Source organism: Microtetraspora sp. NBRC 13810 (genome assembly GCF_030268685.1).
Classification (GTDB): domain Bacteria; phylum Actinomycetota; class Actinomycetes; order Streptosporangiales; family Streptosporangiaceae; genus BSRQ01.
Genome location: NZ_BSRQ01000001.1, coordinates 206,285 through 230,182, shown reverse-complemented (window position 1 = coordinate 230,182; position 23,898 = coordinate 206,285). Strand labels below are relative to the sequence as shown.

Annotated in this window: 21 protein-coding genes; 10 read left to right on the top strand and 11 right to left on the bottom strand. The window is 71.8% G+C overall.

The features are described from left to right. Positions 1-2: 2 nt before the first annotated feature. The 4 genes from QSK26_RS01075 to nucS all read right to left on the bottom strand — a co-directional run bounded on the left by QSK26_RS01075 (position 3) and on the right by nucS (position 3,624). Positions 3-1,214, bottom strand: coding sequence for a sensor histidine kinase (locus tag QSK26_RS01075; protein WP_285773008.1), 1,212 nt, complete (start codon positions 1,212-1,214; stop codon positions 3-5). Beyond that, a complete protein-coding gene (locus QSK26_RS01070; protein WP_285773007.1) occupies positions 1,190-2,038 on the bottom strand; it encodes an ABC transporter permease in 849 nt (282 codons plus the stop codon). Before QSK26_RS01070 ends, QSK26_RS01075 begins: the two co-directional genes overlap by 25 nt. After that, positions 2,035-2,874 carry an ABC transporter ATP-binding protein gene (locus tag QSK26_RS01065; protein WP_285773006.1) on the bottom strand — a complete coding sequence of 280 codons (840 nt, stop codon included), beginning with the start codon at positions 2,872-2,874 and terminating at the stop codon, positions 2,035-2,037. Before QSK26_RS01065 ends, QSK26_RS01070 begins: the two co-directional genes overlap by 4 nt. Positions 2,875-2,961: 87 nt before the next feature. After that, on the bottom strand, positions 2,962-3,624 hold the full coding sequence (gene nucS / locus QSK26_RS01060) for an endonuclease NucS (RefSeq protein ID WP_285773005.1): 663 nt from the start codon (positions 3,622-3,624) through the stop codon (positions 2,962-2,964). A gap of 219 nt (positions 3,625-3,843) precedes the next feature. On the opposite strand from nucS, the gene QSK26_RS01055 reads away from it, so the two are divergent. From QSK26_RS01055 to QSK26_RS01045, 3 genes are all read left to right on the top strand, one after another. Then, on the top strand, positions 3,844-4,167 hold the full coding sequence (locus tag QSK26_RS01055; RefSeq protein WP_285773004.1) for an Rv1322 family protein: 324 nt from the start codon (positions 3,844-3,846) through the stop codon (positions 4,165-4,167). 45 nt (positions 4,168-4,212) lie between these two features. Beyond that, positions 4,213-4,926 (top strand): alpha/beta hydrolase, encoded by a 714-nt coding sequence (locus tag QSK26_RS01050; RefSeq protein ID WP_285773003.1) that lies wholly within the window; start codon positions 4,213-4,215, stop codon positions 4,924-4,926. Positions 4,927-5,017: 91 nt separating this feature from the next. After that, positions 5,018-5,794, top strand: a complete 777-nt coding sequence (locus QSK26_RS01045; protein WP_285773002.1) for an alpha/beta fold hydrolase — start codon at positions 5,018-5,020, stop codon at positions 5,792-5,794. 4 nt (positions 5,795-5,798) lie between these two features. Here the strand turns inward: QSK26_RS01045 and QSK26_RS01040 are convergent, their stop codons facing one another. From QSK26_RS01040 to mce, 3 genes are all read right to left on the bottom strand, one after another. After that, positions 5,799-7,109 (bottom strand): AI-2E family transporter, encoded by a 1,311-nt coding sequence (locus QSK26_RS01040; RefSeq protein ID WP_285773001.1) that lies wholly within the window; start codon positions 7,107-7,109, stop codon positions 5,799-5,801. 160 nt (positions 7,110-7,269) lie between these two features. Continuing rightward, positions 7,270-8,586 carry a DivIVA domain-containing protein gene (locus QSK26_RS01035; protein WP_285773000.1) on the bottom strand — a complete coding sequence of 439 codons (1,317 nt, stop codon included), beginning with the start codon at positions 8,584-8,586 and terminating at the stop codon, positions 7,270-7,272. Positions 8,587-8,797: 211 nt separating this feature from the next. Next, positions 8,798-9,229 (bottom strand): methylmalonyl-CoA epimerase, encoded by a 432-nt coding sequence (gene mce, locus QSK26_RS01030; RefSeq protein ID WP_285772999.1) that lies wholly within the window; start codon positions 9,227-9,229, stop codon positions 8,798-8,800. A 120-nt stretch (positions 9,230-9,349) separates the two neighbouring features. On the opposite strand from mce, the gene QSK26_RS01025 reads away from it, so the two are divergent. Further along, on the top strand, positions 9,350-10,537 hold the full coding sequence (locus tag QSK26_RS01025) for an acetyl-CoA C-acetyltransferase (protein ID WP_285772998.1): 1,188 nt from the start codon (positions 9,350-9,352) through the stop codon (positions 10,535-10,537). 94 nt (positions 10,538-10,631) lie between these two features. Then, a complete protein-coding gene (meaB, locus tag QSK26_RS01020) occupies positions 10,632-11,624 on the top strand; it encodes a methylmalonyl Co-A mutase-associated GTPase MeaB (protein ID WP_285773517.1) in 993 nt (330 codons plus the stop codon). Positions 11,625-11,826: 202 nt separating this feature from the next. Here the strand turns inward: meaB and QSK26_RS01015 are convergent, their stop codons facing one another. Both QSK26_RS01015 and QSK26_RS01010 read right to left on the bottom strand, forming a co-directional pair. Then, on the bottom strand, positions 11,827-12,510 hold the full coding sequence (locus QSK26_RS01015; protein WP_285772997.1) for a DUF4230 domain-containing protein: 684 nt from the start codon (positions 12,508-12,510) through the stop codon (positions 11,827-11,829). Between the two features lie 79 nt (positions 12,511-12,589). Then, positions 12,590-14,371: a hypothetical protein gene (locus tag QSK26_RS01010; RefSeq protein ID WP_285772996.1), complete on the bottom strand. Its 1,782-nt coding sequence runs from the start codon at positions 14,369-14,371 to the stop codon at positions 12,590-12,592. A 340-nt stretch (positions 14,372-14,711) separates the two neighbouring features. On the opposite strand from QSK26_RS01010, the gene QSK26_RS01005 reads away from it, so the two are divergent. The 3 genes from QSK26_RS01005 (at position 14,712) to QSK26_RS00995 (ending at position 18,190) form a co-directional block, all read left to right on the top strand. Beyond that, positions 14,712-15,203 (top strand): MarR family winged helix-turn-helix transcriptional regulator, encoded by a 492-nt coding sequence (locus tag QSK26_RS01005; protein ID WP_285773516.1) that lies wholly within the window; start codon positions 14,712-14,714, stop codon positions 15,201-15,203. 114 nt (positions 15,204-15,317) lie between these two features. After that, positions 15,318-16,991 carry a coenzyme B12-dependent isobutyryl-CoA mutase large subunit gene (icmA, locus tag QSK26_RS01000; RefSeq protein ID WP_285772995.1) on the top strand — a complete coding sequence of 558 codons (1,674 nt, stop codon included), beginning with the start codon at positions 15,318-15,320 and terminating at the stop codon, positions 16,989-16,991. Positions 16,992-17,239: 248 nt separating this feature from the next. Further along, positions 17,240-18,190 carry a tetratricopeptide repeat protein gene (locus QSK26_RS00995; protein ID WP_285772994.1) on the top strand — a complete coding sequence of 317 codons (951 nt, stop codon included), beginning with the start codon at positions 17,240-17,242 and terminating at the stop codon, positions 18,188-18,190. A gap of 214 nt (positions 18,191-18,404) precedes the next feature. Here QSK26_RS00995 and fdhD read toward each other — a convergent pair whose 3' ends face one another. Continuing rightward, a complete protein-coding gene (gene fdhD, locus QSK26_RS00990) occupies positions 18,405-19,235 on the bottom strand; it encodes a formate dehydrogenase accessory sulfurtransferase FdhD (RefSeq protein WP_285772993.1) in 831 nt (276 codons plus the stop codon). A 453-nt stretch (positions 19,236-19,688) separates the two neighbouring features. Then, the gene (locus QSK26_RS00985; protein ID WP_285772992.1) at positions 19,689-20,687 is read right to left on the bottom strand and encodes a 2-dehydropantoate 2-reductase; all 999 of its coding nucleotides are present in this window, start codon (positions 20,685-20,687) and stop codon (positions 19,689-19,691) included. Between the two features lie 77 nt (positions 20,688-20,764). On the opposite strand from QSK26_RS00985, the gene QSK26_RS00980 reads away from it, so the two are divergent. Both QSK26_RS00980 and QSK26_RS00975 read left to right on the top strand, forming a co-directional pair. Beyond that, on the top strand, positions 20,765-21,955 hold the full coding sequence (locus QSK26_RS00980; protein ID WP_285772991.1) for a molybdopterin molybdotransferase MoeA: 1,191 nt from the start codon (positions 20,765-20,767) through the stop codon (positions 21,953-21,955). A gap of 218 nt (positions 21,956-22,173) precedes the next feature. Next, the gene (locus QSK26_RS00975; protein ID WP_285772990.1) at positions 22,174-23,889 is read left to right on the top strand and encodes a thiamine pyrophosphate-binding protein; all 1,716 of its coding nucleotides are present in this window, start codon (positions 22,174-22,176) and stop codon (positions 23,887-23,889) included. Positions 23,890-23,898: the final 9 nt, after the last annotated feature.

The following is a 23,898-nucleotide window of genomic DNA, read 5'->3' as shown; positions in this document are numbered from 1 at the left end:
GCTCACATCTCCCGGTCCGGAATGACGATCTCCAGTGTGGTGCCCTTGCCGGGATCACCGTCCACCCGGACCAGGCCGCCCGCCTGCTCCACCCGGCCACGCATCGCGCGCAGGCCGTAGCCGCCGCCGTTCGCCGGGTGCAGCCCGTTGCCGTCGTCCCGGATCCGCAGCGCGACCTCGTGCCCGCCGTACTCCAGCTCGACCGTGGTCCTGGACGCCCCCGCGTGCTTGCGCACGTTGGACAGGCCCTCCTGGGCCGCCCTGATCAGCACCACCTCCACCGGCGGCGGCAGCGGGCGCGACGTCCCCGCGGTGTCGAAGTCCGCCCTGACGCCGGTCTCCTCGCCGAGCCTGACGGTGAGCCGGCCCAGTGCCTCCTCCAGCGACGAGCCGTCCAGCGGCGCCGGCGCCAGCGCCTCGATCAGGGCGCGCGCCTCGGCGAGGTTCTCCCGCGCGGTCCGTACGGCGAGCTCCAGGTGACGGGCCGGGTCGGGCTGCGCCTGGGCCGCCTGGATGAGCATGATGATGCTGGTGAACCCCTGGGCCAGGGTGTCGTGGATCTCACCGGCCAGCCGTTCCCGCTCGGCGAGGGCGCCGCGCTCGGCCGACAGCCGGGCGATCTCCGCCCTGCTGTTCTCCAGCTCCTCGATGAGCTGGGCGCGTTCCCCGCTCTGCGTGATGATCCGGCTGATCCAGAAGCCGAACCCGGCGGAGAAGACGATCTGGATCCCCGCCCCCACGAGCAGGGCGAGGGCCGTGCCGGCGTCGGCGCCGTTGAGCACGAACACCAGGACGGGGGAGAGCGACAGGGCAGCCGCGGCGAACACCGCCCGCCCGTACCGCAGGGCGATGAAGCACTGCGGATACAGGCCGAAGAGCGCGAAGTAGGAGGCCGAGTTCAGGTACACGGCCGGGGCGTAGACCAGCACCAGCAGGCCGAGATAGAGGACCAGCCGCCAGGTGGCGCGGGAGCGGATCGCCGGGCGGCCGACGACGGCGAAGATGGGCAGGATGGCCACCAGGAGGCCGGCGACAAACGCGTTCTCCACCGTGCCGCCCTCACCGAGGAGCACATAGCCGGCGGGGAGGAGGACGGAGACGGCCAGCACCCCCGCCCAGATCCCCGGCAGGTCCCAGGCGTGTCTCCCGGCCGTGCCGCCGTCACTGCCGGGAGCGCCCTCGGCGGCGGTCATCCGTCGCGCCGGCTTTTCCATCTGAAGGTCATGAGACACAGGACCAAGCCTCCAACCACCCAGGCCAGCAGGACAAGCGCCACCCGGCCAAGCTCGTAGGAGCCGACCGCCTCCTGGGCCACCCAGGCGTCGCCCAGGAACACCGACCGGAACCCCTGGCACATCCACTTCAGCGGGAAGATCGCGGCGATGTCGCTCAGCCACGGGGGCAACTGGGACGCGGGGATGAACACGCCGGAGACGAACTGGAGCACCACGAACGGCAGCGTGATCACCGCGGCCGCGCTCTTGCCGGACCGGGGGATGCTGCTCACCGCGATGCCGAGCAGCGCCGAGGCGGTCACGCCGAGCAGGAACACCCAGCAGAAGGTGCCCCACAGGGAGACGTCCGAGGGCAGGCGCAGGCCGAACAGCGCCACGCTCACCGCCAGCAGGATCGCGACCTCCAGCACGGCGAGGATCAGGACACTGCCGATCTTGCCGATGAAGTAGGAGACGCGCGGCATCGGCGTGCCGACCAGCCGCTTGAGCGTGCCGTCGTCGCGCTCCACGGCGATGGCGACGCCGAGGTTCTGGAAGCTCGCGCTCATTACGCCGGCGCCGATCAGCCCGGCCGCGTAGACCTGGGAGAACGCGATGCCGGTGCCTTCGAAGGCTTCGTTGAAGATGGAACCGAAGAGCACCAGCATGATGATCGGGAACGAGAACGTGAAGACGACCGCCTCCCGCTCCCGGAAGAACAGCCGGAGCTCGTGCAGCGAGCGGGACATGCCGATGCGCAGCGGGGAGGGCAGGCGCACGTCCGCGGGCGGGGCGGCGGCGGGGGCGGTGGTGGTCTGGGTCACAACGTCTCCTCGATCAGGTTCAGGTAGATGTCCTCCAGGGTCGGCCTGGTCACCGTGAGCTCCGGGATCTCACCGTCGAAGCGGCCCGCCAGCTCCACCACGGTGCGCGCCGGGGTGTCCGTCCGGATGCTCCTGCGCTCGCCGTCCTGCGACCAGGACACGGTGGCCTGCGCGGCCGCCCTGCCGCCCAGCGTCGCCGGGTCGCCGGTCGCGACGACCTGGCCGCGGGCCACCACCGCGACCCGGTCGGCCAGCGCCTCGGCCTCGTCCAGATAGTGGGTGGTGAGCAGGATCGTGGTGCCGTCGTCGGACAGGCCGGAGATCAGCTCCCAGAACTGCCGCCGCGCCTCCGGGTCGAAGCCGGTGGTCGGCTCGTCGAGGAAGAGCAGCCGGGGGCGGCCGATGATGCCCAGCGCCACGTCCAGCCTGCGCCGCTGACCGCCGGACAGCGCCCGGATCCGGGCGCCGGCCTTCTCGCCCAGGCCCACCTTGCCGATCACTTCGTCCGGGTCGCCGGGCGCGGGGTAGTAGCCCGCGAAGTGCCGCACGATCTCGCGCACGGTCGCCTCCGGCTTGTCCTCCGCGGTCTGCGGGACGATGCCGACGCTGGACCGCCACTCCCGCGTCGCCCTGCCGGGGTCCACGCCCAGCACGCTGACCTCGCCGCCGTCGCGGCTGCGGTAGCCCTCCAGGATCTCGACCGTGGTGGACTTGCCCGCGCCGTTCGGCCCCAGGATGGCGAAGACCTCCCCGGCCATGATGTCCAGGTCGATGCCGCGCACCGCCCGGACCTCGCCGTAGCTCTTGGTGAGCCCGCGCACTGTGATTGCCGTCATGTGTCCACGGTCCCGTTTTTCCGGTTCCCGCGACACCAACGGCCGGTGGAACGCCGTGTCCTCCGAACGGAGGACACGGCCTCCCGATCAGAAGAGCGTCGGGTTCTCCGGCGCGATGCCGCGCAGGGTGTCGTAGTCGAGGGTGACGCAGTCGATGCCGCGGTCGGCCGCCAGCACCCTGGCCTGCGGCCTGATCTCCTGAGCCGCGAAGATGCCCTTGACCGGGGCGATCAGCGGGTCGCGGTTGAGCAGCTCCAGGTAACGGGTGAGCTGTTCGACGCCGTCGATCTCGCCGCGCCGCTTGATCTCCACGGCCACGGTCGCGCCGGTGTGGTCACGGCACAGGATGTCCACCGGGCCGATCGCCGTCGGGTACTCCCGGCGGACCAGGCTCCACCCGTCGCCCAGCGTGGTGATGTGCTCGGCGAGCAACTCCTGCAGGTGCGCCTCGACGCCGTCCTTCCGCAGGCCCGGGTCGACGCCCAGCTCGTGGCTGGAGTCGTGCAGCACCTCGTCGATGCTGAGGACCAGTTTCTCCCCGGTCTTGCCGTGCGTGACGGTCCAGGTGTCGCCGTCCTCGCGGAGCTTGCAGGGAGGGTTCATCCAGTTGAGCGGCTTGAACGCCCGGTCGTCGGCGTGAATGGACACCGAGCCGTCCGCCTTGATCAGAATGAGCCGGGTGGCCAGGGGGAGATGGGCGGTGAGCCGCCCCACGTAATCCACGCTGCACCGCGCGATGACCAGCCGCATGAGCGCCTACCCTACCCGTCCGCACCGGCCCGCTTCGCCCGATCGGTGGGGAGCGGGCGGAGGGGTGGGGCGTTTTGGGGTGACCACGTGTGGTCTGGGACACTGACCGCAGCGGCTCGTGGTGGCGCCGGGGCGAAACTCCGGAGCCGGTTCGGTGAGGAGAACGATGGTGTCGGCTGGAGCGGTCCCGGCTGCGCGCGAGACGGCGGACCCGCCCGTATGAGCCCCCGCCGTGCCCGCCGGATGGACCCCTACGACCGGGGACGGCGCGGCGTGCCGCCCGCGAAGCCGACCAGCGGCGCCCCGCGCGGCGGCGACCGGGTCGAGGAATGGCCGGACGGCGAGTGGCGGGTACGCGCCCTGGCCGGGAGCGCGGCGGACAAGTCCTATCGTTGTCCCGGTTGCGACCAGGAGATCAGGGCAGGACAGCCGCACATAGTGAGCTGGCCCAACTGGACCGGGGGCGAGGAGGAGCGCCGGCACTGGCACTCCGCCTGCTGGCACAAACGCCTCGACCGCGGGCCGGGCCGCAGCCGCTACTGACCACACGGGCCGGGCACCGCCCGGCAGGGAAAGGACAATGCGGAAATGGAGATTCGGGCGTCCACGGTTCTGCCCGCCCGCCGCGAGCCGATCGAACTGAACACCTCCGACGGCCTCACACTCGTCGGCGAGCTGGCCCTGCCCGCCGAGCGCCCCCCGGTGGCCACGCTCATCTGCCTGCATCCGCTGCCCACCCACGGCGGCATGATGGACAGCCACGTCTACCGCAAGGCCGCCTCCCGGCTGCCCGCCCTGGCCGACCTCGCCGTGCTGCGCTTCAACACCCGCGGCACCACCTCCGAGCGCGGCACCTCCCAGGGGCAGTACGACCACGGCGAGGGCGAGCGGTTCGACGTCGCGGCCGCGCTGGAGTTCGCCGAGTTCCACGACCTGCCGCACCCGTGGCTGGTCGGCTGGTCCTTCGGCACCGAGCTGACGCTGAAGTGGGGCCGCGACCCGCTGGTGGAGGGCGCCGTGCTGCTCTCGCCGCCGCTGCGCCGGGCCGGTGACGCCGACCTGGCCGCCTGGGCGGAGTTCGGCCGCCCGCTGGTCGCCCTGGTGCCCGAGTTCGACGACTACCTGCAGCCGGAGGAGGCGCTCAAGCGGTTCGCCGCGGTGCCGCAGTGCGAGGTCGTGCCGGTGGAGGGCGCCAAGCACCTGTGGGTCGGCGAGCCGTACGTGCGGATCGTGCTGAACGAGATCGTCAGGCACGTGAACCCCGCCGCCCACCCGCTGCCCACCGAGGTCCCCGAGCCGTAGGCGGGTTTCGGACACCGGGACGGCGCGCCGAGGGTGACCGCTACCCGCCGCCAAGGTGGCAGGCGGCCGTCGCCGGGTTACGTTGTTCCTCGTGCGCCTGTACTCGCGATCCACCGGCAGCGGTGTGCCCGTCGTCCTGCTCCACGCCTTCCCCCTGTCCTCGGCGATGTGGCTGGCCCAGCGGGAGGGGCTCGCGTCCGCCTGCCGGGTGATCACGCCGGATCTGCGGGGTTTCGGCGGATCGGTGCTGCCGGACGAGGAGCCGTCGCTCGACCTCATGGCCGACGACGTGGCCCGGCTGCTCGACGCTGAAGGGGTGGAGCGGGCCGTGGTCGGCGGGCAGTCCATGGGCGGCTACGTGACGATGGCCTTCTGCCGCCGGCATCCGGACCGGGTGCTGGGCGTCATCCTGGCCGGCACCAAGGCGCAGGCCGACGCCGACGCCGCCGCCAGGGAGGCCAGGGAGCGTCTCGCCGGCTCCGTCCTCGACTCCGGCAACGGCGTCCTGGTCACCGAGCTGCTGCCGAACCTCGTCGGCCCGACCACCCGGCAGCGGCGCGCCATGGTCTTCGGCCGGGTCCGCGGCCTGGTCCAGTCGGCGCCGCCCGGAGCGGTCGCGTGGGCCTCGCGGGCGATGGCGGGCCGCGCCGACTCCTTCGAGACGCTGCGCGCGCTGAAGGCGCCCGTGCTGGTGATCGTGGGGGAGGAGGACGTCATCTCCCCGGTGAGCGACGCCGAGGCCATGCGGCTGGCGGCGCCGGACGCCAGGCTCGTCGTCATCGAGCAGGCGGGTCACCTGTGCGCCGTCGAGCACCCGGAGGCGTTCAACCGGGCCGTCGCCGGCTTCGTCGCCGCCCTGGCGGAGTGACCGGCTACAGGCGGGCCTGGCGGGGCAGGACGACCTCCCGGATGATCAGCGCGATCGCCGCCGCCACCGGGATGGCCAGCAGGGCGCCGACGATCCCCATCAGCGCGCCGCCGAACAGCGCCGCGACCACCGTCACCGCCGGGGTGACGTCCACCGACCGCTTCATCACCCTGGGATAGATCACGTAGTTCTCGACCTGCTGGTAGATCACGAAGAAGATCAGGCAGGCGACGCCCAGCGGCACCGACTGGAGGAACCCGACCCCGGTCACCAGCACCGCCCCGATCGTCGCGCCGACCAGCGGGATCAGGTCGGTGACCGCGATCACCAGCGCCAGCGCCAGCGCGTACTCCGCACCGGCCAGGATCAGGAACAACCACGACAGCACGCCCGCGATCACCGAGATGAGCACGTTGCCCGCGACGTAGCCGCCGATGCCGTCCAGGATCTGGTCGCCGATCGACCGGGTCCGCTCACGTCGTGTCGAGGGGACCAGGAGCAGCAGATACTCCTTGATCGTCGGCAGCGAGCTGAGGAAGTACAGGGTGAGCACGAGGAGGGTGACCCCGGAGAAGAACGCGTTGAGCACGACGGCGCCCGCGCCCACGATCCCGCCCGCGATCGTGCTGCCCAGGTCGCCGCTGGTGATGTACTCCTGGAGTCGTTCCAGCAGCTTGTAGTCCGCGTCGAGCTGCCTGATCGTCGGGTTCGAGGCCAGCTCGGCGATGTACCCGGGCACGGCGCCGACGAACGCGGCGGACTCCTGGCTCACCGGAGGCACGATCGCCAGCCCGAACAGCACGAAGAACACGATCACACCGGTGAACACGATGGAGATCGCCCAGCGCCGGCCCATGCCGCGCCGGGTGAGGAACTCCACCACCGGATTGAGCCCCACGGCGAGGAACATCGCCACCACCACGAGCACGATCACGCTGCGCGCGCTCATCAGCGCCTGTGCCAGCCCCAGCGCCGTCAGCACCCCGAGCGCCGCCGTCAGCCCGAACAGGAAGGGGCTCTTCGCCAGCGGCTTCCCCGGCGTGCCGAACGGCAGGCCGATCTCCCCCAGCACCGCCGTGCCGTCCGCCGCCGCGGAGCCCTCCGCGGCCACGGGTCCGTTCGCCGCCGCCCCGTTCGCGTGGCCGGGGGAGGAGGCGTGGGCGTGGGTGGGGGCATGGGCGGGGTTCGCGGGTGGTGGCGTGGACGGGGAGCCGTCTGTGGGGGGCTCGGCCGTGTCCTCAGCCGGGTCCTTGGCCGTGTCCTCAGTCGTGTCCTCAGTTGGGTCTTCCGTGGGGTCTTTGGTGAGGTCGGGCACGTTGCGCTCCTTCGCGGTGGGAGTGCCATGCCGGATATATCGAGGCAGCGGGCGATATTTCGGGTGGGGATGTCGGGGCCGGAACACGAGAGAGCCTAGCGACCACGATCGGTCGCCAGGCTCTCCGGATAGCCGTCGCTAGATTCCCGGGATCAGAGGCTCACTCCTGCCACCACTCGGAGTCGTCCTCGGAGGCCGAGCTCTTCGCCGGGGCGGCGGCGGGCGCGGGCGCCGGGGCGGGGACGGCGGGGGCGGGAGCCGGCTTGTCGTTGCCGGAAGCGGCCAGGGCGGGCTTGGCCGGCGCGGCGGTGAGGGCCGGGTCGGGGTCCATGTTCGGCAGCGGGGCGCCGCCGAGGAGCTGACGGAGCTGGGCCAGGTGGCTGGTGATGCTGTCGCGCTGGCGGGTCAGCTCGTCGACCTGGCGCTGGGCCACCGAACGGCTGCGCTCGGCCTCGGCCTTGGCGTCGTGCACGATGGACTCGGCGCTGGACTTCGCCTCGGCGACGATCTGGTCGGCGTTCTTCTTCGCGTTGGCCAGCAGCTGCTTGGCGTGCGTGTCGGCCTCGCGGCGGGTCTGCTCGGCCTGCTGGGTGGCCTTGCTGGCGCGCTGCTCGGCGGTCGCCGCGCGCTGCTCGGCCTCGGCGACGAGCTTCTGCGTCGCGGCCTGCGCGGTGGCGTGGCGCTCGGCCTCCTGGCGCTCCGCCTCCTCGCGGCGGGCGGCGAGCTGGATCTCGAACTCCGCCTCGTCCTGGGCGCGCTTGGCCTCGGACTCCTCCAGGACCCGCTGGGCCTGGGCGCGCATCTCGTCGGCCTGCCGCTTGGCGGTGGTGAGGATCTCGTCGCGCTCGCGCTTGGTCGAGGCGCGCAGCTGGGCGACCTCGCGCTCGGTGGTGGTACGCAGCTTGGCGATCTCGCGCTCGGCGTCGGCGCGCTTCTCGGCCACCTCGTGGTCGGCGGTGGCGCGGAGCTTGGAGACCTCGCGCTCTGTGGTGGAGGTCAGCTCGTCGGCCTCCCGGCGGGCGGTCGAGCGGATCTCCTCGGCGTCGCGCTCGGCTGTGGTGCGCATCTCCTCGGCCTCGCGGGTGGCGAGAGCGCGCTTCTCGGCCGCCTCGTTCTCCGCGGCGGCCCGCACGTCGGCGGCCTCGACCTTGGCCCCGGCCTTGATCTCGTTGGCCTCGGACCGGGCGGCCTGGACGAGCTCTGTGGCCTGCTCCTCGGCCAGGCGCAGCAGCTGCTCGATGCGGGCGCCCAGACCGGAATAGGTCGGGCGCTCCTGCTCCTGGAGCTGGCGCTGGGAGTCGGACAGCTCCCGCTGGAGGGCCTGGGCCTGCTCCCGGGACTGACGCAGCTCCGTGTCGAGGGACTTGAGATGATCGTGAACCTGGTGCCGGTCATACCCCCGGAGCACCACGTCGAACTCCCGCGCGGGGGCGTCTTCGAAGAAGTTGTTTAGCTGGGCGTCGATGTCGGACTGCATGGAGGCTCGATCCTGGGTTGTCGAGACGGCTACACGGGCCGGACGGGGAGCGGACATTCGGGGCGAGGAGCCGCCGGCCAACGCTCGCGCGCGCCGTAGGGCGGGATCCACGTCCGGTGGTAGGCCAGCGTACTCCGCCCTTGCGTCGTTGGCCGCCCCGTCAGACTTTCTGCGCGACTTGTTACGTATGAACGTTTCTTACGTTGGACGATCAGTGACCATTATCGCGTGGAGCCTGCACCAATTCGGTCAAGACACCGCCGGTGTCCTTCGGGTGAAGGAACGCTATCGCCGCGCCCATCGACCCGTGCCGCGGTCGCTCGTCGACCAGCCTGACGCCCTGGCCGGCGATCTCCTCCATGGCCTTGGCGACGTCCGCGACGCCGTACCCGATGTGGTGCACGCCCTCGCCGCGCCTGGCGAGAAACTTGCCCACGGCCGTGTCCGGATGCAGCGGTTCGAGAAGCTGTACATAAGACGCGCCGCCGTCGCCGTCCGCGACGTGCAGCATCGCCTCGCGAACCCCCTGCTCCTCATTGACCTCGCGGCTCACCACGGTCAAGCCGAACGTTGACTCGTAGAAGGCGATTTTCTCCTCCAGGTCGTTGCACGCGATGCCGACATGGTCGATGCGCAAAAACACGTGACCCACCTCCGCGGTCGATCGTCTCAGTGCTCCATGGGTATGGTGTCAAAGCCACGCCAGCACGCCACCGCCGGGTTTGCTCGGGCGCGAGGCTAGGAAACACAGGAGGCCTCTGTCATGTCTGGTTCCGTTATCGTCGCGGGGGCTCGCACCCCCATCGGCCGCCTGCTCGGCTCGCTGTCCGACCTGACCGCCGTCGATCTGGGCGGCATCGCCATCAAGGCGGCCCTGGAGCGGGCGGGCGTCGCCCCCGAGGCCGTGGAATACGTCATCATGGGGCAGGTCCTCCAGGCCGGCGCGGGTCAGATCCCCGCCCGGCAGGCCGCGGTCAAGGCGGGCGTCCCGATGAGCGTGCCCGCGCTCACGATCAACAAGGTGTGCCTGTCCGGCCTCGACGCCATCGCGCTGGCCGACCAGCTCATCAGGGCGGGGGAGTTCGACGTCGTCGTCGCGGGCGGCATGGAGTCGATGACGAACGCGCCGCACCTGCTCCCCGGCCTGCGCAAGGGCGTCAAGTACGGCGGCGCCGACGTGCTCGACTCGATGGCGTTCGACGGTCTCACCGATGCCTTCGACCAGATCGCGATGGGCGAGTCGACCGAGCGGCACAACCGCCGGTTGGACCTCACCCGCGAGGAGCAGGACGAGTTCTCCGCCAGGTCCCACCGTCTCGCCGCCGCCGCGATCAAGAACGGCGTCTTCGACGACGAGGTCGTGCCGGTGAGCATTCCGCAGCGCAAGGGCGACCCCGTCGTCTTCGCGGCCGACGAGGGCGTGCGCGGCGACACCACCCCCGAGGTGCTGGCCCGGTTGCGGCCCGCCTTCAGCAAGGACGGCACGATCACGGCCGGTTCCTCCTCGCAGATCTCCGACGGGGCCTGCGCGGTGGTGGTGATGTCCAAGGCCAGGGCCGAGGCGCTCGGGCTGCCGTGGCTGGCCGAGATCGGCGCGCACGGCAACGTCGCGGGCCCGGACAACTCGCTCCAGTCCCAGCCGGCCAACGCGATCAGGCACGCCCTCGGCAAGCAGGGCCTAGTCGTCACGGACCTCGACCTCATCGAGATCAACGAGGCGTTCGCGGCCGTGGTGCTCCAGTCGGCCAAGGAACTCGGCGTCTCCCTGGACATCGTCAACGTCAACGGCGGCGGCATCGCGCTCGGCCACCCGATCGGCGCGTCCGGCGCGCGGATCGCGCTGACGCTGATCCACGAGCTGCGGCGGCGCGGCGGCGGCCTCGGCGCCGCGGGCCTGTGCGGCGGCGGCGGCCAGGGCGACGCCCTGATCCTGCGCGTCCCCTCGGCCTGACGCCCCCGGTGGCCACAAGCATGACGCACACGGGCGTGACGCACACGGGCGTGACGGACACGGGCATGACGGACACAGCATGACGGGCGCGGGCATGACGGGTACGGGCCGGACGGACACGGGCCGGACGGACACGGGCCGGACGGACGTGGGCAAGCTCGTCGGGCGGGCCGTCGAGGGGGAGACCCGGGCGGTCGCCCGGCTGATCTCCCTGATCGAGAACGGCGCGCCCGAGCTGCGGGCGATCACGGCCGAGCTGTGCGCCGCCGGGCGCGGGGCGCGGCCGGCCCGGGTCATCGGGCTCACCGGATCGCCCGGGGTGGGCAAGTCGACGTCCACCGGGATGCTCGTGCGTGCCTACCGTGAGCAGGGGATGAAGGTCGGGGTCCTCGCGGTGGACCCGTCCAGCCCGTTCACCGGCGGCGCGCTGCTCGGCGACCGGGTCAGGATGCAGGACCACGCGACCGACCCGGGCGTGTTCATCCGCTCGATGGCCAGCCGGGGACACCTGGGCGGGCTGGCCTGGGCCACCCCGCAGGCGTTGCGGGTGCTCGCCGCGGCGGGCTGCGAGGTGATCCTGATCGAGACCGTCGGCGTCGGCCAGGCCGAGGTGGACATCGCCTCCCTCGCCGACACCACCGTGGTGCTGCTCGCCCCCGGCATGGGCGACGGCGTCCAGGCGGCGAAGGCGGGCATCCTGGAGGTCGCCGACGTCTTCGTGGTCAACAAGGCCGACCGCGAGGGCGCGCAGGCCACCGTGCGCGAGCTGCGGAACATGCTCGGCCTGGTGGAGCGGCCGTGGCGGCCGCCGATCGTGACCACGGTCGCCATGCGCGGAGAGGGCCGGGGCGACGTGGTCGAGGCGATCGAGGCGCACCGTGACTTCCTCGCGGAGTCCGGCGAGCTGGCGCGCAGGCGCCTGGTCAGGGCACGGGACGAGATCGAGGCCATCGCGCTGACGTCGCTGCGGTCGGCCTTCGCCGGCCTGCACGGCGACCGCCGCCTCGACGCCCTGGCCGGCCGCGTCCTGTCCGGCGACACCGACCCCTACACCGCCGCCGACGAACTCGTCGCCGCCGTCTCCTGACCCACCGCCCCCCGCCCTCCGCCCCGCCCGCAGCGGGCCGCTCCCGGCCTCCGGCGCGCACGGGCCGGGCCGCCCCCGCCTCCGGCGCGCACGGGCCGGGCCGCCCCTGGCCTTCGGCGCGCACGGGCCGGGCCGCTCCCGGCCTCCAGCACGCACGGGCCGGGCGCGGCGCGGGGTTTCGGGCGGGAAGCGGGCGCGGGGGTCAGGGCTCGTCGGCGAAGCGGATGGTGACCTTGGTGAAGCCGAGGGACTTCATGAGGCCCTCCAGCATCGCCTTGGCGTTCTGGTCGGCGCGGTTGCGCAGGTCGCTGGCCTGCGCCGCCTCGCCGATCTTCCGCTCGGCCAGCACGTAGAGCTCCTGCTGGTTCTGCGGGGAGGAGGACAGGAAGTCCTGGACCCGGTCGAGGATGCCGCGCTGCTGGTGGTAGGTGTAGGAGCGCTCGTTGTCCAGGCTGGGCCGTTCCAGTTGGGCGCGCGGCAGCCGTACGGTGACCTGGGTGCGGTCGGCGGAGACGGTGACGGCGTCGCCGGTCAGGCCGGAGAAGTCGACGTAGGCGTCGACGGAGCCCGCGCCGACGAAGAGCGTGCGGGTGCCCTTGATCGCGTCCGGCAGGAAGGCGGCGTCCTTCTCCAGGTCCACGACCACCTGGAAGCTGCCGGTGGCGGCCTCGAACCTGCTCAGGTCGTGGATCGACTGGAGCAGCACCGGCTGGCTGCGGTCGATCGGGCGCTCCCGCAGGGGGTCCACCCAGGACCAGGCGAGCCACCCGCCCGCCGCCAGCAGCACGACGATGACGACGAACCCGGCGAGGACGCGCCATCCTCGGCGGCTGCGAGGGGCCGGCGCCGGCGTGGTCGGGGGTGCCTCGGGGGGAGTGGGCGTCACGGGTCTGTTCCTTCCCGTGGGAGACGGCTTATCACCTGATTTCGCCGCCTCCCCGCGGGCCGGGACGATCTTGTGACCGTCATGCGGTGTCCGCCAGCCGGTGGGCGCGTTCGGGTGTCGTGCCCGGTGTCCCGGGGGCGCCCGGCGTGCCTTCGTGGCCGTACGGGCCGCCCGGCAGGGGCCGGCCCGGGGCGAGCGGGCGGGACGGCGTGTCGCCGCCGTGCGGGAGGGGGGACCGGTGGTCGCCGAACGGGCCGTGCGGGTGGCGGCGGTCGTCCCGGTCGAAGCGGTCGTGCCGGTCGTGCCCGCCGTCGCGCACGTGGCCGCGTACCTCGTCCCGGTCGAACGGCGTGCCGCGGGCCGTCGCGATGTCGTGGGCACCCGGGGTGTCGAGGTGCCCGGGGACGCCCGGGGGACGGTGGTGCCCCGGACCGGCGGGCGGCGGCCCGGACTGGCCGGGCTGGGGAACGGCGGGCGCGGCGGTGGCGCCCTCCCGCGGCGACGGCGGGACGAGGTGCGGCTGCGGCGCCTCCGGGAGCTCCGTGCGCTCCCGGGGCTGCGCGTAGAGGTGCGGGCCGCCGCCGAAGTGCTCGCCGCGCAGGCTGCACCGGGTGAAGTCCGCGTAGAACATGCGCAGCCACTCGCGCCGCTGCGCCTCGGTCTGCGAGGAGAACCACGTCGTCGCGTACCGGTGGCCGGGCAGCCGGCTGGGCGGCAGCGGCTCGCCGCGCAGCCAGCTCATGACGATCGCGCGGTAGCCGGCCGCGGTGTGGTCCGGGCACTTCGCCGCCAGGCTGTTGAGGAAGTCGGCCACCGCCTTGTCGGCGAACCCGGCGGCCAGGTCGTGCATGTGCACCGGCACGGTGCCGGAACCGGGCGTCGGCCCCTCCCGGTACGGGCGCTGCTCCACCCTGCTGAACTCGGCGGGCGTGCCGGCCAGCCGGGAGGCGATCGTGGTGAACGCCTCGCCGAGGACGGGGAGGCCGCTGCGCATTCCGGGGTGCACACACACCGTGATCGGCCACTCCTGGCAGCTGTAGACCACGTGCTGCACGGCGGAGACCTGCTGCGGCTGGTCCACCAGCCTGGCCACGCCGGTGGCGGCGGCGAGCACGGCCAGCGACGCCGCGGCCAGCACGAGCACCCGCCGGGTGACCGCCGCCGCCCAGCCGAGGAGCACCGCGGTGCTCGCCCCGACCAGCCACAGCGTCTGGTCCATGAACTCCGAGGCGCTCAGCCCCCGGAAGACGTCGTACGGCTCCCGCGTCGCGGGCGCGAGCCGGTCGGCCCAGGTGGGCCCCATGGCGAGCCAGGCGAACAGCGCGTAGCAGCCGAGCGCGGCGAGCAGCGGCGTCCACGCCCGCGGCAGCATCCAGCCCACGACCCAGCCGATCGACACGTAGAGCGCCAGCCCGGCCATGCCCATCGCCAGGCCGCTCGGCGGGATCCTGCCCGCGTGCTCGCTGAGCACGCTCCGGACCGCCAGCAGCAGCGCGGTCGCGGCGAACGAGCCGGCCACCACGGTCATGATCGCCAGTGGCGGCTTCAGCGCCCGCCAGGTGGTGAGCGCGCGCCTGGCGCGGACCCTGCGCTTGCGGACCGCCACCCAGCAGGCGAACGCCGCCGCCACCGGGCCGGTCAGCCGCAGCGAGCCGATGACCGCGACGACGATGTTCTCCCAGGCGTCGACGCCGGGTATCAGGACGCTCCACGCGGCCGCGAGGCCGAGCACGAGCAGCAGCGCGACCGTCAGGGCCGTGCTCTGCTTGAGCTCCTCGCGTGAAACGCCCTTGTGCCTACGCACCTCGACGCGCGCGCCGGTGTCCCGGGCACGCCGTTTGCGACCGGCGGTTCCCCTCATGTCTCGACATCCGCCGTGACGGCGGACTCCAGTAGCTCTTCATCAAGCACCCCCTGTGCCCCTGGGCGGGCGGACCCTCGTCCCGCGCGCCGGTTCCCCTCGGCGCAGTGCTCCGGGCCTGACTTCCCCCGCCGGCCCGGATCGAGGACGAGCCGGGGCACATCCGCCCCGGCGATGCGGCCACTTGGCCTCCGCCTCACCTTACGTGCGAGAACCATAACTGAGAGTGATGTTTGACGGGTGAGTTCTTTGGTCAAGCCGTGAATTTGATTACTCAACGTAAGCGGGCGAATCGGGACGAGGCCGCGCTACCGTAAACGCTGTGTCTACCGGTCAGCCCCTGAACTTGCCTTTCGACCCGATCGAGCGCGCCGCGGAGACCTGGCGTGCTCACTTCGGGCCGTCCTCGGCCATGGCGGCGGTCACCTCGATCATGAGAGCGCATCAGATCCTGTTGTCGCAACTTGACGCGCTGCTCAAACCGTATGACTTGACCTTCGCCCGGTATGAAGCGCTGGTTCTGCTCACTTTCAGCAAGGCGGGCGCGCTGCCGCTGTCCAAGATCGGCGAGCGGCTGATGGTGCACCCGACGAGCGTGACGAACACGGTGGACCGCCTGGAGCGGGCCGGCCTGGTGCGCAGGCTGCGCAACCCGAAGGACGGCCGCGGGGTGCTGGCCGAGATCACCGACGAGGGTCGTGACCTGGTGCGCCGGGCCACCGCCGACCTGATGGCCGCCGGCTTCGGGATGACCATGTACGGCGAGTCGGAGCTGGAGGACCTCTTCGCTCGGCTGCGCACCCTGCGGGTCGCGGCCGGCGACTTCGCCTGATCCCGCCCGCCCTTATGCATGGGGGCAGGCGTCGGGTAAAATTACTAGGACGTCCTAGTAGTTACCCGTTGCAGGGCGTGACGCACTGCCGTACCGGGACATGGAGGGGCAGCAATGGAGGAGCACGAGATCGCCGAGGGGCGGAGCCGCTGGCAGGCGCGCTTCGACCGGTCGCGCCGGCGGGACGGTGAGTTCCGCACGCTCTCCGGGCTGGAGGTGGACCCCGTCTACGGCCCGCCGGAGGGGACCGGCGACCCCCGGATGGCGCGGATCGGGTGGCCGGGGGAATACCCCTTCACCCGCGGGCTGCACGCCACCGGCTACCGCGGCAAGGCGTGGACCATCCGGCAGTTCGCCGGGTTCGGCAACGCCCGGCAGACCAACGAGCGCTACAAGATGATCCTCGGCGCGGGCGGCGGCGGCCTCTCCGTGGCCTTCGACATGCCCACCCTGATGGGCCGCGACTCCGACGACCCGCGCTCGCTGGGCGAGGTCGGGCACTGCGGGGTGGCGATCGACTCCGCCGCCGACATGGACCTGCTGTTCGACGGCATCCCGCTGGGCGACGTCACCACGTCGATGACGATCAGCGGCCCCGCGGTGCCGATCTTCTGCATGTACCTCGTCGCGGCTGAGCGCCAGGGCGTGCCGGTCGGCGGCCTCAACGGCACCCTGCAGACGGACATCTTCAAGGAGTACATCGCGCAGAAGGAGTGGCTCTTCGCCCCCGAGCCGCACCTGCGGCTGATCGGCGACCTGATGGAGTACTGCGCGGCGGAGATCCCCGCCTACAAGCCGCTGTCGGTCTCCGGCTACCACATCAGGGAGGCCGGTTCCACGGCCGCGCAGGAGCTGGCCTTCACCCTGGCCGACGGGTTCGGCTACGTCGAGCTCGGCCTGTCCCGCGGGCTCGACGTGGACGTCTTCGCGCCCGGCCTGTCGTTCTTCTTCGACGCGCACATCGACTTCTTCGAGGAGATCGCCAAGTTCCGCGCCGCCCGCCGGATCTGGGCGAGGTGGCTGCGCGACGTCTACGGCGCGCGCACCGAGAAGGCGCAGTGGCTGCGCTTCCACACCCAGACGGCCGGCGTTTCGCTCACCGCGCAGCAGCCGGACAACAACATCGTCAGGACCGCCGTCGAGGCGCTGGCGGCCGTGCTGGGCGGCACCAACTCGCTGCACACCAACGCCCTGGACGAGGTGCTCGCACTGCCCTCGGAGAAGGCCGCCGAGATCGCCCTGCGCACCCAGCAGGTGATCATGGAAGAGACCGAGGTGGCCAACGTCGCCGACCCGCTCGGCGGCGCGTGGTACGTGGAGGCGCTCACCGACCGGCTGGAGGCCGAGGCGGAGGCGATCTTCACGAAGATCCGCGACATGGGCTCGGACGGCACGATGACCTCCGGCATCCTGCGCGGGATCGAGGACGGCTGGTTCACCTCCGAGATCGCCGAGGCCGCCTTCGACTACCAGCGCAAGCTGGAGAAGGGCGAGAAGAGGATCGTCGGGGTCAACTGTCACACCGCCTCGGTGGAGGAGCCGCTGGAGATCCTGCGGGTCGGCCACGAGGTCGAGATCGAGCAGAAGCGCGTCCTCGCCGAGCGTCGCGCGGCCCGCGACCAGGGCGCCGTGGACGCGGCGCTGGCCCGTATGGTCGCCGCCGCGCGCGGCGCGGAGAACATGATCGGCCCGATGGTGGACGCGGCCCGCGCCGAGGCCACGCTGGGCGAGATCTGCGACGCGCTGCGCGCCGAGTGGGGCGTCTACGCCGAGCCCGCCCGCTTCTGAGCGGCCCCCTTCCGAGCGGCCCTGTTCCGAGCGGATCCCTTCCGGGCAGCCCCCCGGACGACCGGCGTGCCGGGTCCCCGCGACCCGGCACGCCGCTCACCGCCCAGGCTCAGCCGCCGAACCGCGAGCGGCGGGGACGCGAGGTACGGGTCACCCGCACCCCGCGCGGCGGCGAGTTGCTTGAGCTGTTCCGGCTCTGAGCCCCCCGCGTCGTACGGCGGCCCGCGCTTATGCGGCAGGATTGGAGTATGAGCCCAGCGGACTTCAATCGACCCGGATCGCTGTACGGCGCGGTGGACCTCGGTGCCCGTAAGCAGGCCCTGGAGGCACAGGCCCGCCGCGAGGCCGTCGTCGCGCAAGGCGGCCAGGCCGGAGCGGCGGCGGCGTCCGTAGTCGATGTCACCGATGACAGTTTCTCTGCCGATGTGATCGAGCGCTCGATGCGCGTGCCGGTCATCCTGGACCTGTGGGCCACCTGGTGCGAGCCGTGCAAGCAGCTCAGCCCGATCCTGGAGAAGCTCGCCGCGGAGGCGGGCGGTAAGTGGCTCCTGGCCAAGGTCGACGTCGACGCCAACCCGCAGATCAGCCAGGCGCTGAGGGTGCAGAGCATCCCCACCGTGCTGGCGATCTTCCAGGGCCAGGCGGTGACCGGTTTCCAGGGCGCGATGCCCGAGGCGCAGGTGCGGCAGTGGCTCGACCAGCTCATGGAGGCCCTCGCCCAGTACCTTCCGCCCGACGACCAGGAGGCGGCGCCCGGCCAGGAGGAGGGCGCGGCCGACCAGCCGCGGATCGACCCCGACCTGGCGGCGGCCGAGCAGGCCATCGACGCCGGCGACCTCGCCGCCGCGGCCGGCGCCTACGAGCGGCTGCTCGCCCGTTCCCCGGGCAACGAGGACGCCAAGATGGGCCTGGCCGGCATTTCGCTGATCCAGCGCGCGGAGGGCCTCGACGAGGCCGCCGTGCGGGCCCGCGCGGCCGACGGCTCCGACGTCGAGGCGCAGTGCCAGATGGCCGACCTGGAGATGCTCACCGGCGCGGTGGAGGCGGCCTTCGAGCGTCTCATCGGCACGATCCGCCGTACGGCGGGCGCCGACCGGGACAAGGCGCGGGTGCACCTGCTCGGCCTGTTCGAGACGCTGCCCTCGGACGATCCCGCGCTGGCCGCCGCGCGCCGCGCCCTCGCCAGCGCGCTCTTCTAGCCGCGGGAACCCTGGGCCCTGGAAAAGCCGGAACCCCGGCCGCATCGGTGATGCGACCGGGGTTCCCGGGTGGGGTCTGAGGTGGTGTCCGGCCGATCTCCGGCCTGCCGCCCCGACGCCGCTCGTGACGGCAAGATCGACCGGACACTCCCCAGAGGAGCCGGTCGACGTAAGGGGGCGGACCGTCGACCGGCTCCTCGCCTGCGTTCGGCGTTCAGCCGCCGTCCGATAGCCGGTGTTCGCCCGCGTAGACGTTCATCGACGCGCCCCTGACGAATCCGACCAGTGTGAGACCCGCTTCGACGGCCAGCTCCACCGCTAGGGAGGACGGAGCGGAGACGGCGCACATCGCTGGGATGCCCGCCATCACGGCCTTCTGCACGAGCTCGAAGGAAGCACGACCCGAGACCATCAGCACGCTGGTGCGCAGGGGCAGGCGGTCCTCCCGCACCGCCCAGCCCACCAGCTTGTCGACGGCGTTGTGCCGCCCGACGTCCTCACGCACGCAGAGCGCGTCTCCGCCGGGCGTGAACAGGCCGGCCGCGTGCAGGCCGCCGGTCCGTTCGAAGACGCGCTGCGCCGCCCGGAGGCGGTCGGGCAGCGCGGACACCACGTCGGCCCGCAGGATCAGCGGGTCCTCGTGCACCGTCCAGCGCGCGACGGTGCGTACGGCGTCGAGGCTCGCCTTGCCGCAGACGCCGCAGGACGACGTGGTGTAGAAGTTCCGCTCCAGTGAGCCGGTCGGCACCGGCACGCCCTCCGCCAGCCGTACGTCCAGCACGTTGTAGGTGTTGGAGCCGTCGACGGTGGCACCGGCGCAGTAGCGGATGGTGCTGACCTCCGACGCCGTGCCGATCACGCCCTCGCTGACGAGGAAGCCGCAGGCCAGGTCGAAGTCGTCGCCCGGCGTGCGCATCGTCACGGTCAGCGGGCGGCCGTTGAGCCTGATCTCCAGGGGCTCCTCGGCCGCGAGCGCGTCGACGCGGTGCGTCTGCCCGGCTTCGCGGACCTTGAGAATGCGGCGTTGCGCGATGACACGGGTCATCGGATCAGTCCTTCTGCGCGGTGTGCCTGCGGGGAGCAGAACCTGCTCGTGGTGCGCAGGTCGTGCGGTGAGGTCTCTTGCATGAGCTGCCGGTCCTCTGGTGGAGAGCGATGGTACGACCTCCTCCACAGTAGGTGCAGATCATGGCGGTTTACGACTGCTTGTCCTCATGTGAGGTACCCGTCGCGGGATGGGTGACCCGGGCGAACCGAGAAGCGCGCCCGGGGGGCGCGCTCCTCGGCCGTCGGTCCGGCGTCGCGGAACCGAGGGTCCATCTGTCACCCGGTCCCGGCGGGCATAATGCCTATGACCACACGGGTGAACTTCCGCCCGGCATGGTGCGTCTCATGGGTGAGGCGGTCATATGGTTCGGCGCGCTTCGCACTCATGCCGACCCCTTCGTCGTCTCTGTATGCAGTCTACGGTATGCCAATGGTGACCGGACAGACAAGGTCACACCGCACGAGTGGCGACCGGCGGTTGTGCGGTGATTCCCTCGTTCAGCAGATCCGCCACCGCGTGGATCGCACGCAGGGTGGGGATCTCGGCGCCGGTCAGGTCGGCCAGCTCGACGACGGCGGCCAGGAGCACGTCGAGTTCGAGTGGCTTGCCCTTCTCCAGGTCCTGCAGGGTCGAGGTCTTGTGCTCCCCGGTGCGCTCGGCGCCGGCCAGCCGCTTCTCGATCGAGATGTTCGGCGTGCAGCCGACCCGCTGGGCGACGTCCAGCGTTTCGCGCATCATCGTCATGACCAGCTCGCGGGTGCCGCCGTGCCGGGCGATGCCGACCATCGTCGCCCGGGCGAGCGCGCTGATCGGGTTGAAGGCGATGTTCCCCATCAGCTTCACCCAGATGTCGTGGCGAAGGTCGGCCTCGACCGGGCACTTGAGGCCACCGGCGATCATGGCCTCGCTGAACTGGACACATCGCGGGGAGATGGTGCCGTCCGGCTCCCCGATGGAGAACCGGGTGCCCTCCAGGTGGCGGATCACCCCTGGAGACTCGATCTCGGTCGCCGCATAGACCACGCAGCCGATCGCGCGTTCCAGCGGCAGCGCCTCGGTGACCGAGCCGCCCGGGTCGACACTCTGGATCCGGTAGTTCTGGTACGGTCCCGGCAGGCAGTGGAAATACCACCAGGGGATGCCGTTCTGTGCTGCGATGATGCCCGTGGTCTCGTGCAGCAACGGCTTGATCATCGGTCCGGCGGCCGCGTAGGAGTTGGCCTTCAGACCGAGGAAGACATAGTCGACTGGGCCGACCTCCACGGGGTCGTCGGTTGCGTTCGGACGGGCGGAGAAGTCGCCGCGCGGGCTGAGCACGCGCACTCCGTTGGTTTGCAGCTCGCGAAGGTGCGGACCGCGGGCGATCAGGTGGACTTCGACTCCCGCCCTGTGAAGGGCGGCGCCGACGTACGCGCCGATGGCGCCGGCGCCAAGAACAGCGACTCGCAAAATCAGCTCCGTTCTCGCATGCCCCTTGCATTCGGTATACAGTATGGAATTATGAGGGTCAAGGAAGGGGTGAGCCCATGACGCTCGTTCGTGCTGTCGACGACGGGCCCCAGATCCTCTCGACGGCCACACCCTGGGAGGTGGCGCGCTGGACCGCGTGGCGGGCGGCGACCCCGTTACCACCCGCCGAAACGTCGCTGCGCGAGGCGGCGGGCCTGAGGCTCGCGGCGCCGCTGAGATCGCTCGTCGCGCTCCCCGGATTCGACACGGCGGCGATGGACGGCTACGCGGTGGCCGGCCGGCCGCCGTGGCAGGTGGTCGGCGGAGTGCTGGCCGGGCGGGAGCGTTACGACCGGCTGCTTGAGCCCGGTTCCGCGGTGGAGATCGCGACCGGCGCGGAGGTGCCCCTGGGCACGGAGGCCGTGCTGCCGATCGAGGAGTCGGCACGGCTGGGCGACATGGTCGCGGGAGAGATCGCGCCGGGCCGCCACATCCGCAGGAGAGGCGAGGACTGCCCGGAGGGGCACCATATCGTGGCGGCGGGGGCGCGAGTGACGCCCGCGCTCCTCGGGCTGGCCGCCAGTCTGGGCCATGACACGCTCACCGTGCACCCGCTGCCCAGGGTGACCGCGCTCGTCACCGGTGACGAGGTCGTCCCCTTCGGGCTGCCCGGCAGGGGCCGCGTCCGCGACGCGATCGGTCCCATGCTGCCCGGGCTGGTGAGCTGGGCCGGGGGCTCCCTCGGCGGGGCGCTCAGGGTCGGTGACACGGCCGACGCGCTCACCCGCGCGATCGCGGGGAGCGACGCCGACGTGGTGGCGGTCTGCGGCGCGTCGTCGGTCGGCCCGGCCGACCATCTGCGGGCCGTGCTCGCCGAGCTCGGCGCCAAGGTGCTCGTCGCCGGCGTGGCGTGCCGTCCGGGGCATCCGCAGGTGCTGGCCCGGCTGCCGGACGGCCGGGTCCTGGTCGGGCTGCCCGGCAACCCCTATGCCGCCCTGGTCGCCGCCATGACCTTGCTCGTGCCGGTGCTCGCGGGGCTGGAGGGCCGCCCGTTCCCGGTGGGATCACGGTCGGCGATCATGGGCGAGGTCCGGCCGCGCCCGTACGACACCCGGCTGGTGGCGGTCCGCCGTACCGAGCGCGGTGCGGCGCCCGTCGGCCATGACCGGCCGGGCACGTTGTGGGGCGCGGCTCTGGCCGAGGCTCTGGCCGTCGTGCCGCCGGGCTGGCAGGGTGAGCCTGTCGAGTTGCTGGATCTGCCCGGGTGAACAGGGCCGTGCGGACGGCGCGTGCGGTGCCGTACCGTACGGCCGGCCGCGGCATGCTCCCGGTACGGCGAGACGTGCCGGGCGGCGACGTGAAGGTCTGTGGAGCGAAGGTCTAGACATGGACGGAACGTCGCGATAACCATTGAGACACCGCACATACGGTATGCAGTATGCAGAGGACTGGATTCCGCTTAGGCGGCGAGATAGGAGAGGACCCCATGACCAAGACTGCGCCCGAGAGCACACCCCCGCTCACGGTTCGCGAACCCGAGGTGATCTCCGGCGGCCATTTGGTGGCGAAAGCGCTCAAGGCCGAGGGCGTTGATGTGATCTTCACCCTGTGCGGCGGCCACATCATCGATATCTATGACGGCTGCGTAGATGAGGGGATCGAGGTCGTCGACGTACGCCACGAGCAGGTGGCGGCGCACGCGGCCGACGGCTACGCCCGGATCACCGGCAAGCCCGGTTGTGCCGTGGTGACCGCGGGGCCGGGCACCACCGACGCGGTGACCGGCATCGCCAACGCGTTCCGCGCGGAGAGCCCGATGCTGCTCATCGGTGGTCAGGGTGCGCTGAGCCAGCACAAGATGGGTTCCCTGCAGGACCTGCCGCACGTTGACATGATCACGCCGATCAGCAAGTTCGCCGCCACGGTGCCCAGCACCGAGCGGGTGGCCGACATCGTGTCGATGGCGTTCCGCGAGTGCTACCACGGTGCCCCCGGTCCCTCCTTCCTGGAGATCCCCAGGGACATCCTGGACGCGAGCGTCCCGGTGGAGAAGGCCCGGATCCCGAAGGCCGGCGCCTACCGGGCGTCCACCCGCCAGGCGGGCGACCCCGAGGCGATCGAGAAGCTCGCCGACCTGCTGGTCAACGCCAGCAAGCCGTGCATCCTGCTGGGCAGCCAGGTGTGGACCACCCGGGCCACCGACTCCGCGATCGACCTGGTGCGCGGGCTCAACGTCCCCGCGTACATGAACGGCGCGGGCCGTGGCACCCTGCCCCCCGGCGACCCGCACCACTTCCAGCTCTCCCGCCGGTACGCCTTCACCAACGCCGACCTGATCATCATCGTCGGCACCCCGTTCGACTTCCGGATGGGCTACGGCAAGCGGCTCTCGCCGAACGCGACCGTGGTGCAGATCGACCTCGACTACCGCACGGTCGGCAAGAACCGCGACATCGATCTCGGGATCGTCGGCGACGCCGACCTCGTCCTCTCCTCGGTGTTCCAGGCCGCCAGCGGCCGGGTCAGCAACGGCGCCGCCAGCCGCAAGGCGTGGCTGGAGGAGCTGCGCGCGGTCGAGACCCAGGCGTACGAGAAGCGGCTGCCCCGCCAGCTCTCGGACTCCGAGCCGATCGATCCCTACCGCCTGGTCCACGAGATCAACGAGTTCCTCACCGAGGACTCGATCTACATCGGCGACGGCGGCGACATCGTCACCTTCTCCGGCCAGGTCGTCCAGCCCAAGTCGCCCGGCCACTGGATGGACCCGGGCCCGCTGGGCACCCTCGGGGTCGGCGTTCCCTTCGTGCTCGCCGCGAAGTACGCCCGGCCCGACAAGGAGGTCGTGGCCCTCTTCGGTGACGGAGCCTTCAGCCTCACCGGCTGGGACTTCGAGACCCTGGTCCGCTACAACCTGCCGTTCGTCGGGATCGTCGGCAACAACTCGTCGATGAACCAGATCCGCTACGGCCAGATCCAGAAGTACGGCGAGGACCGCGGCCGCGTCGGCAACACGCTCGGCGACGTCCGTTACAGCGAGTTCGCCAAGATGCTCGGCGGCTACGGCGAGGAGGTGCACAGCCCGGCGGAGATCCGGCCGGCCCTGGAGCGCGCCCGCGAGTCCGGCAAGCCCTCGCTGATCAACGTGTGGGTCGACCCGGAGGTGTACGCCCCCGGGACCATGAACCAGACCATGTACAAGTGATGGGGGTGC

What these genes read in the sequence shown, in the direction of transcription:
- QSK26_RS00980 (WP_285772991.1), top strand. Translation starts at nt 20,765, where the DNA reads ATGACGCTCGTTCGTGCTGTCGACGACGGGCCCCAGATCCTCTCGACG.
- QSK26_RS01010 (WP_285772996.1), bottom strand. Translation starts at nt 14,371, where the DNA reads ATGAGGGGAACCGCCGGTCGCAAACGGCGTGCCCGGGACACCGGCGCG.
- nucS (WP_285773005.1), bottom strand. Translation starts at nt 3,624, where the DNA reads ATGCGGCTGGTCATCGCGCGGTGCAGCGTGGATTACGTGGGGCGGCTC.
- QSK26_RS00995 (WP_285772994.1), top strand. Translation starts at nt 17,240, where the DNA reads ATGAGCCCAGCGGACTTCAATCGACCCGGATCGCTGTACGGCGCGGTG.
- QSK26_RS01025 (WP_285772998.1), top strand. Translation starts at nt 9,350, where the DNA reads ATGTCTGGTTCCGTTATCGTCGCGGGGGCTCGCACCCCCATCGGCCGC.
- QSK26_RS01035 (WP_285773000.1), bottom strand. Translation starts at nt 8,586, where the DNA reads ATGCAGTCCGACATCGACGCCCAGCTAAACAACTTCTTCGAAGACGCC.
- QSK26_RS00975 (WP_285772990.1), top strand. Translation starts at nt 22,174, where the DNA reads ATGACCAAGACTGCGCCCGAGAGCACACCCCCGCTCACGGTTCGCGAA.
- QSK26_RS01075 (WP_285773008.1), bottom strand. Translation starts at nt 1,214, where the DNA reads ATGGAAAAGCCGGCGCGACGGATGACCGCCGCCGAGGGCGCTCCCGGC.
- meaB (WP_285773517.1), top strand. Translation starts at nt 10,632, where the DNA reads ATGACGGGTACGGGCCGGACGGACACGGGCCGGACGGACACGGGCCGG.
- fdhD (WP_285772993.1), bottom strand. Translation starts at nt 19,235, where the DNA reads ATGACCCGTGTCATCGCGCAACGCCGCATTCTCAAGGTCCGCGAAGCC.
- QSK26_RS01065 (WP_285773006.1), bottom strand. Translation starts at nt 2,874, where the DNA reads ATGACGGCAATCACAGTGCGCGGGCTCACCAAGAGCTACGGCGAGGTC.
- QSK26_RS01055 (WP_285773004.1), top strand. Translation starts at nt 3,844, where the DNA reads ATGAGCCCCCGCCGTGCCCGCCGGATGGACCCCTACGACCGGGGACGG.
- QSK26_RS01050 (WP_285773003.1), top strand. Translation starts at nt 4,213, where the DNA reads ATGGAGATTCGGGCGTCCACGGTTCTGCCCGCCCGCCGCGAGCCGATC.
- icmA (WP_285772995.1), top strand. Translation starts at nt 15,318, where the DNA reads ATGGAGGAGCACGAGATCGCCGAGGGGCGGAGCCGCTGGCAGGCGCGC.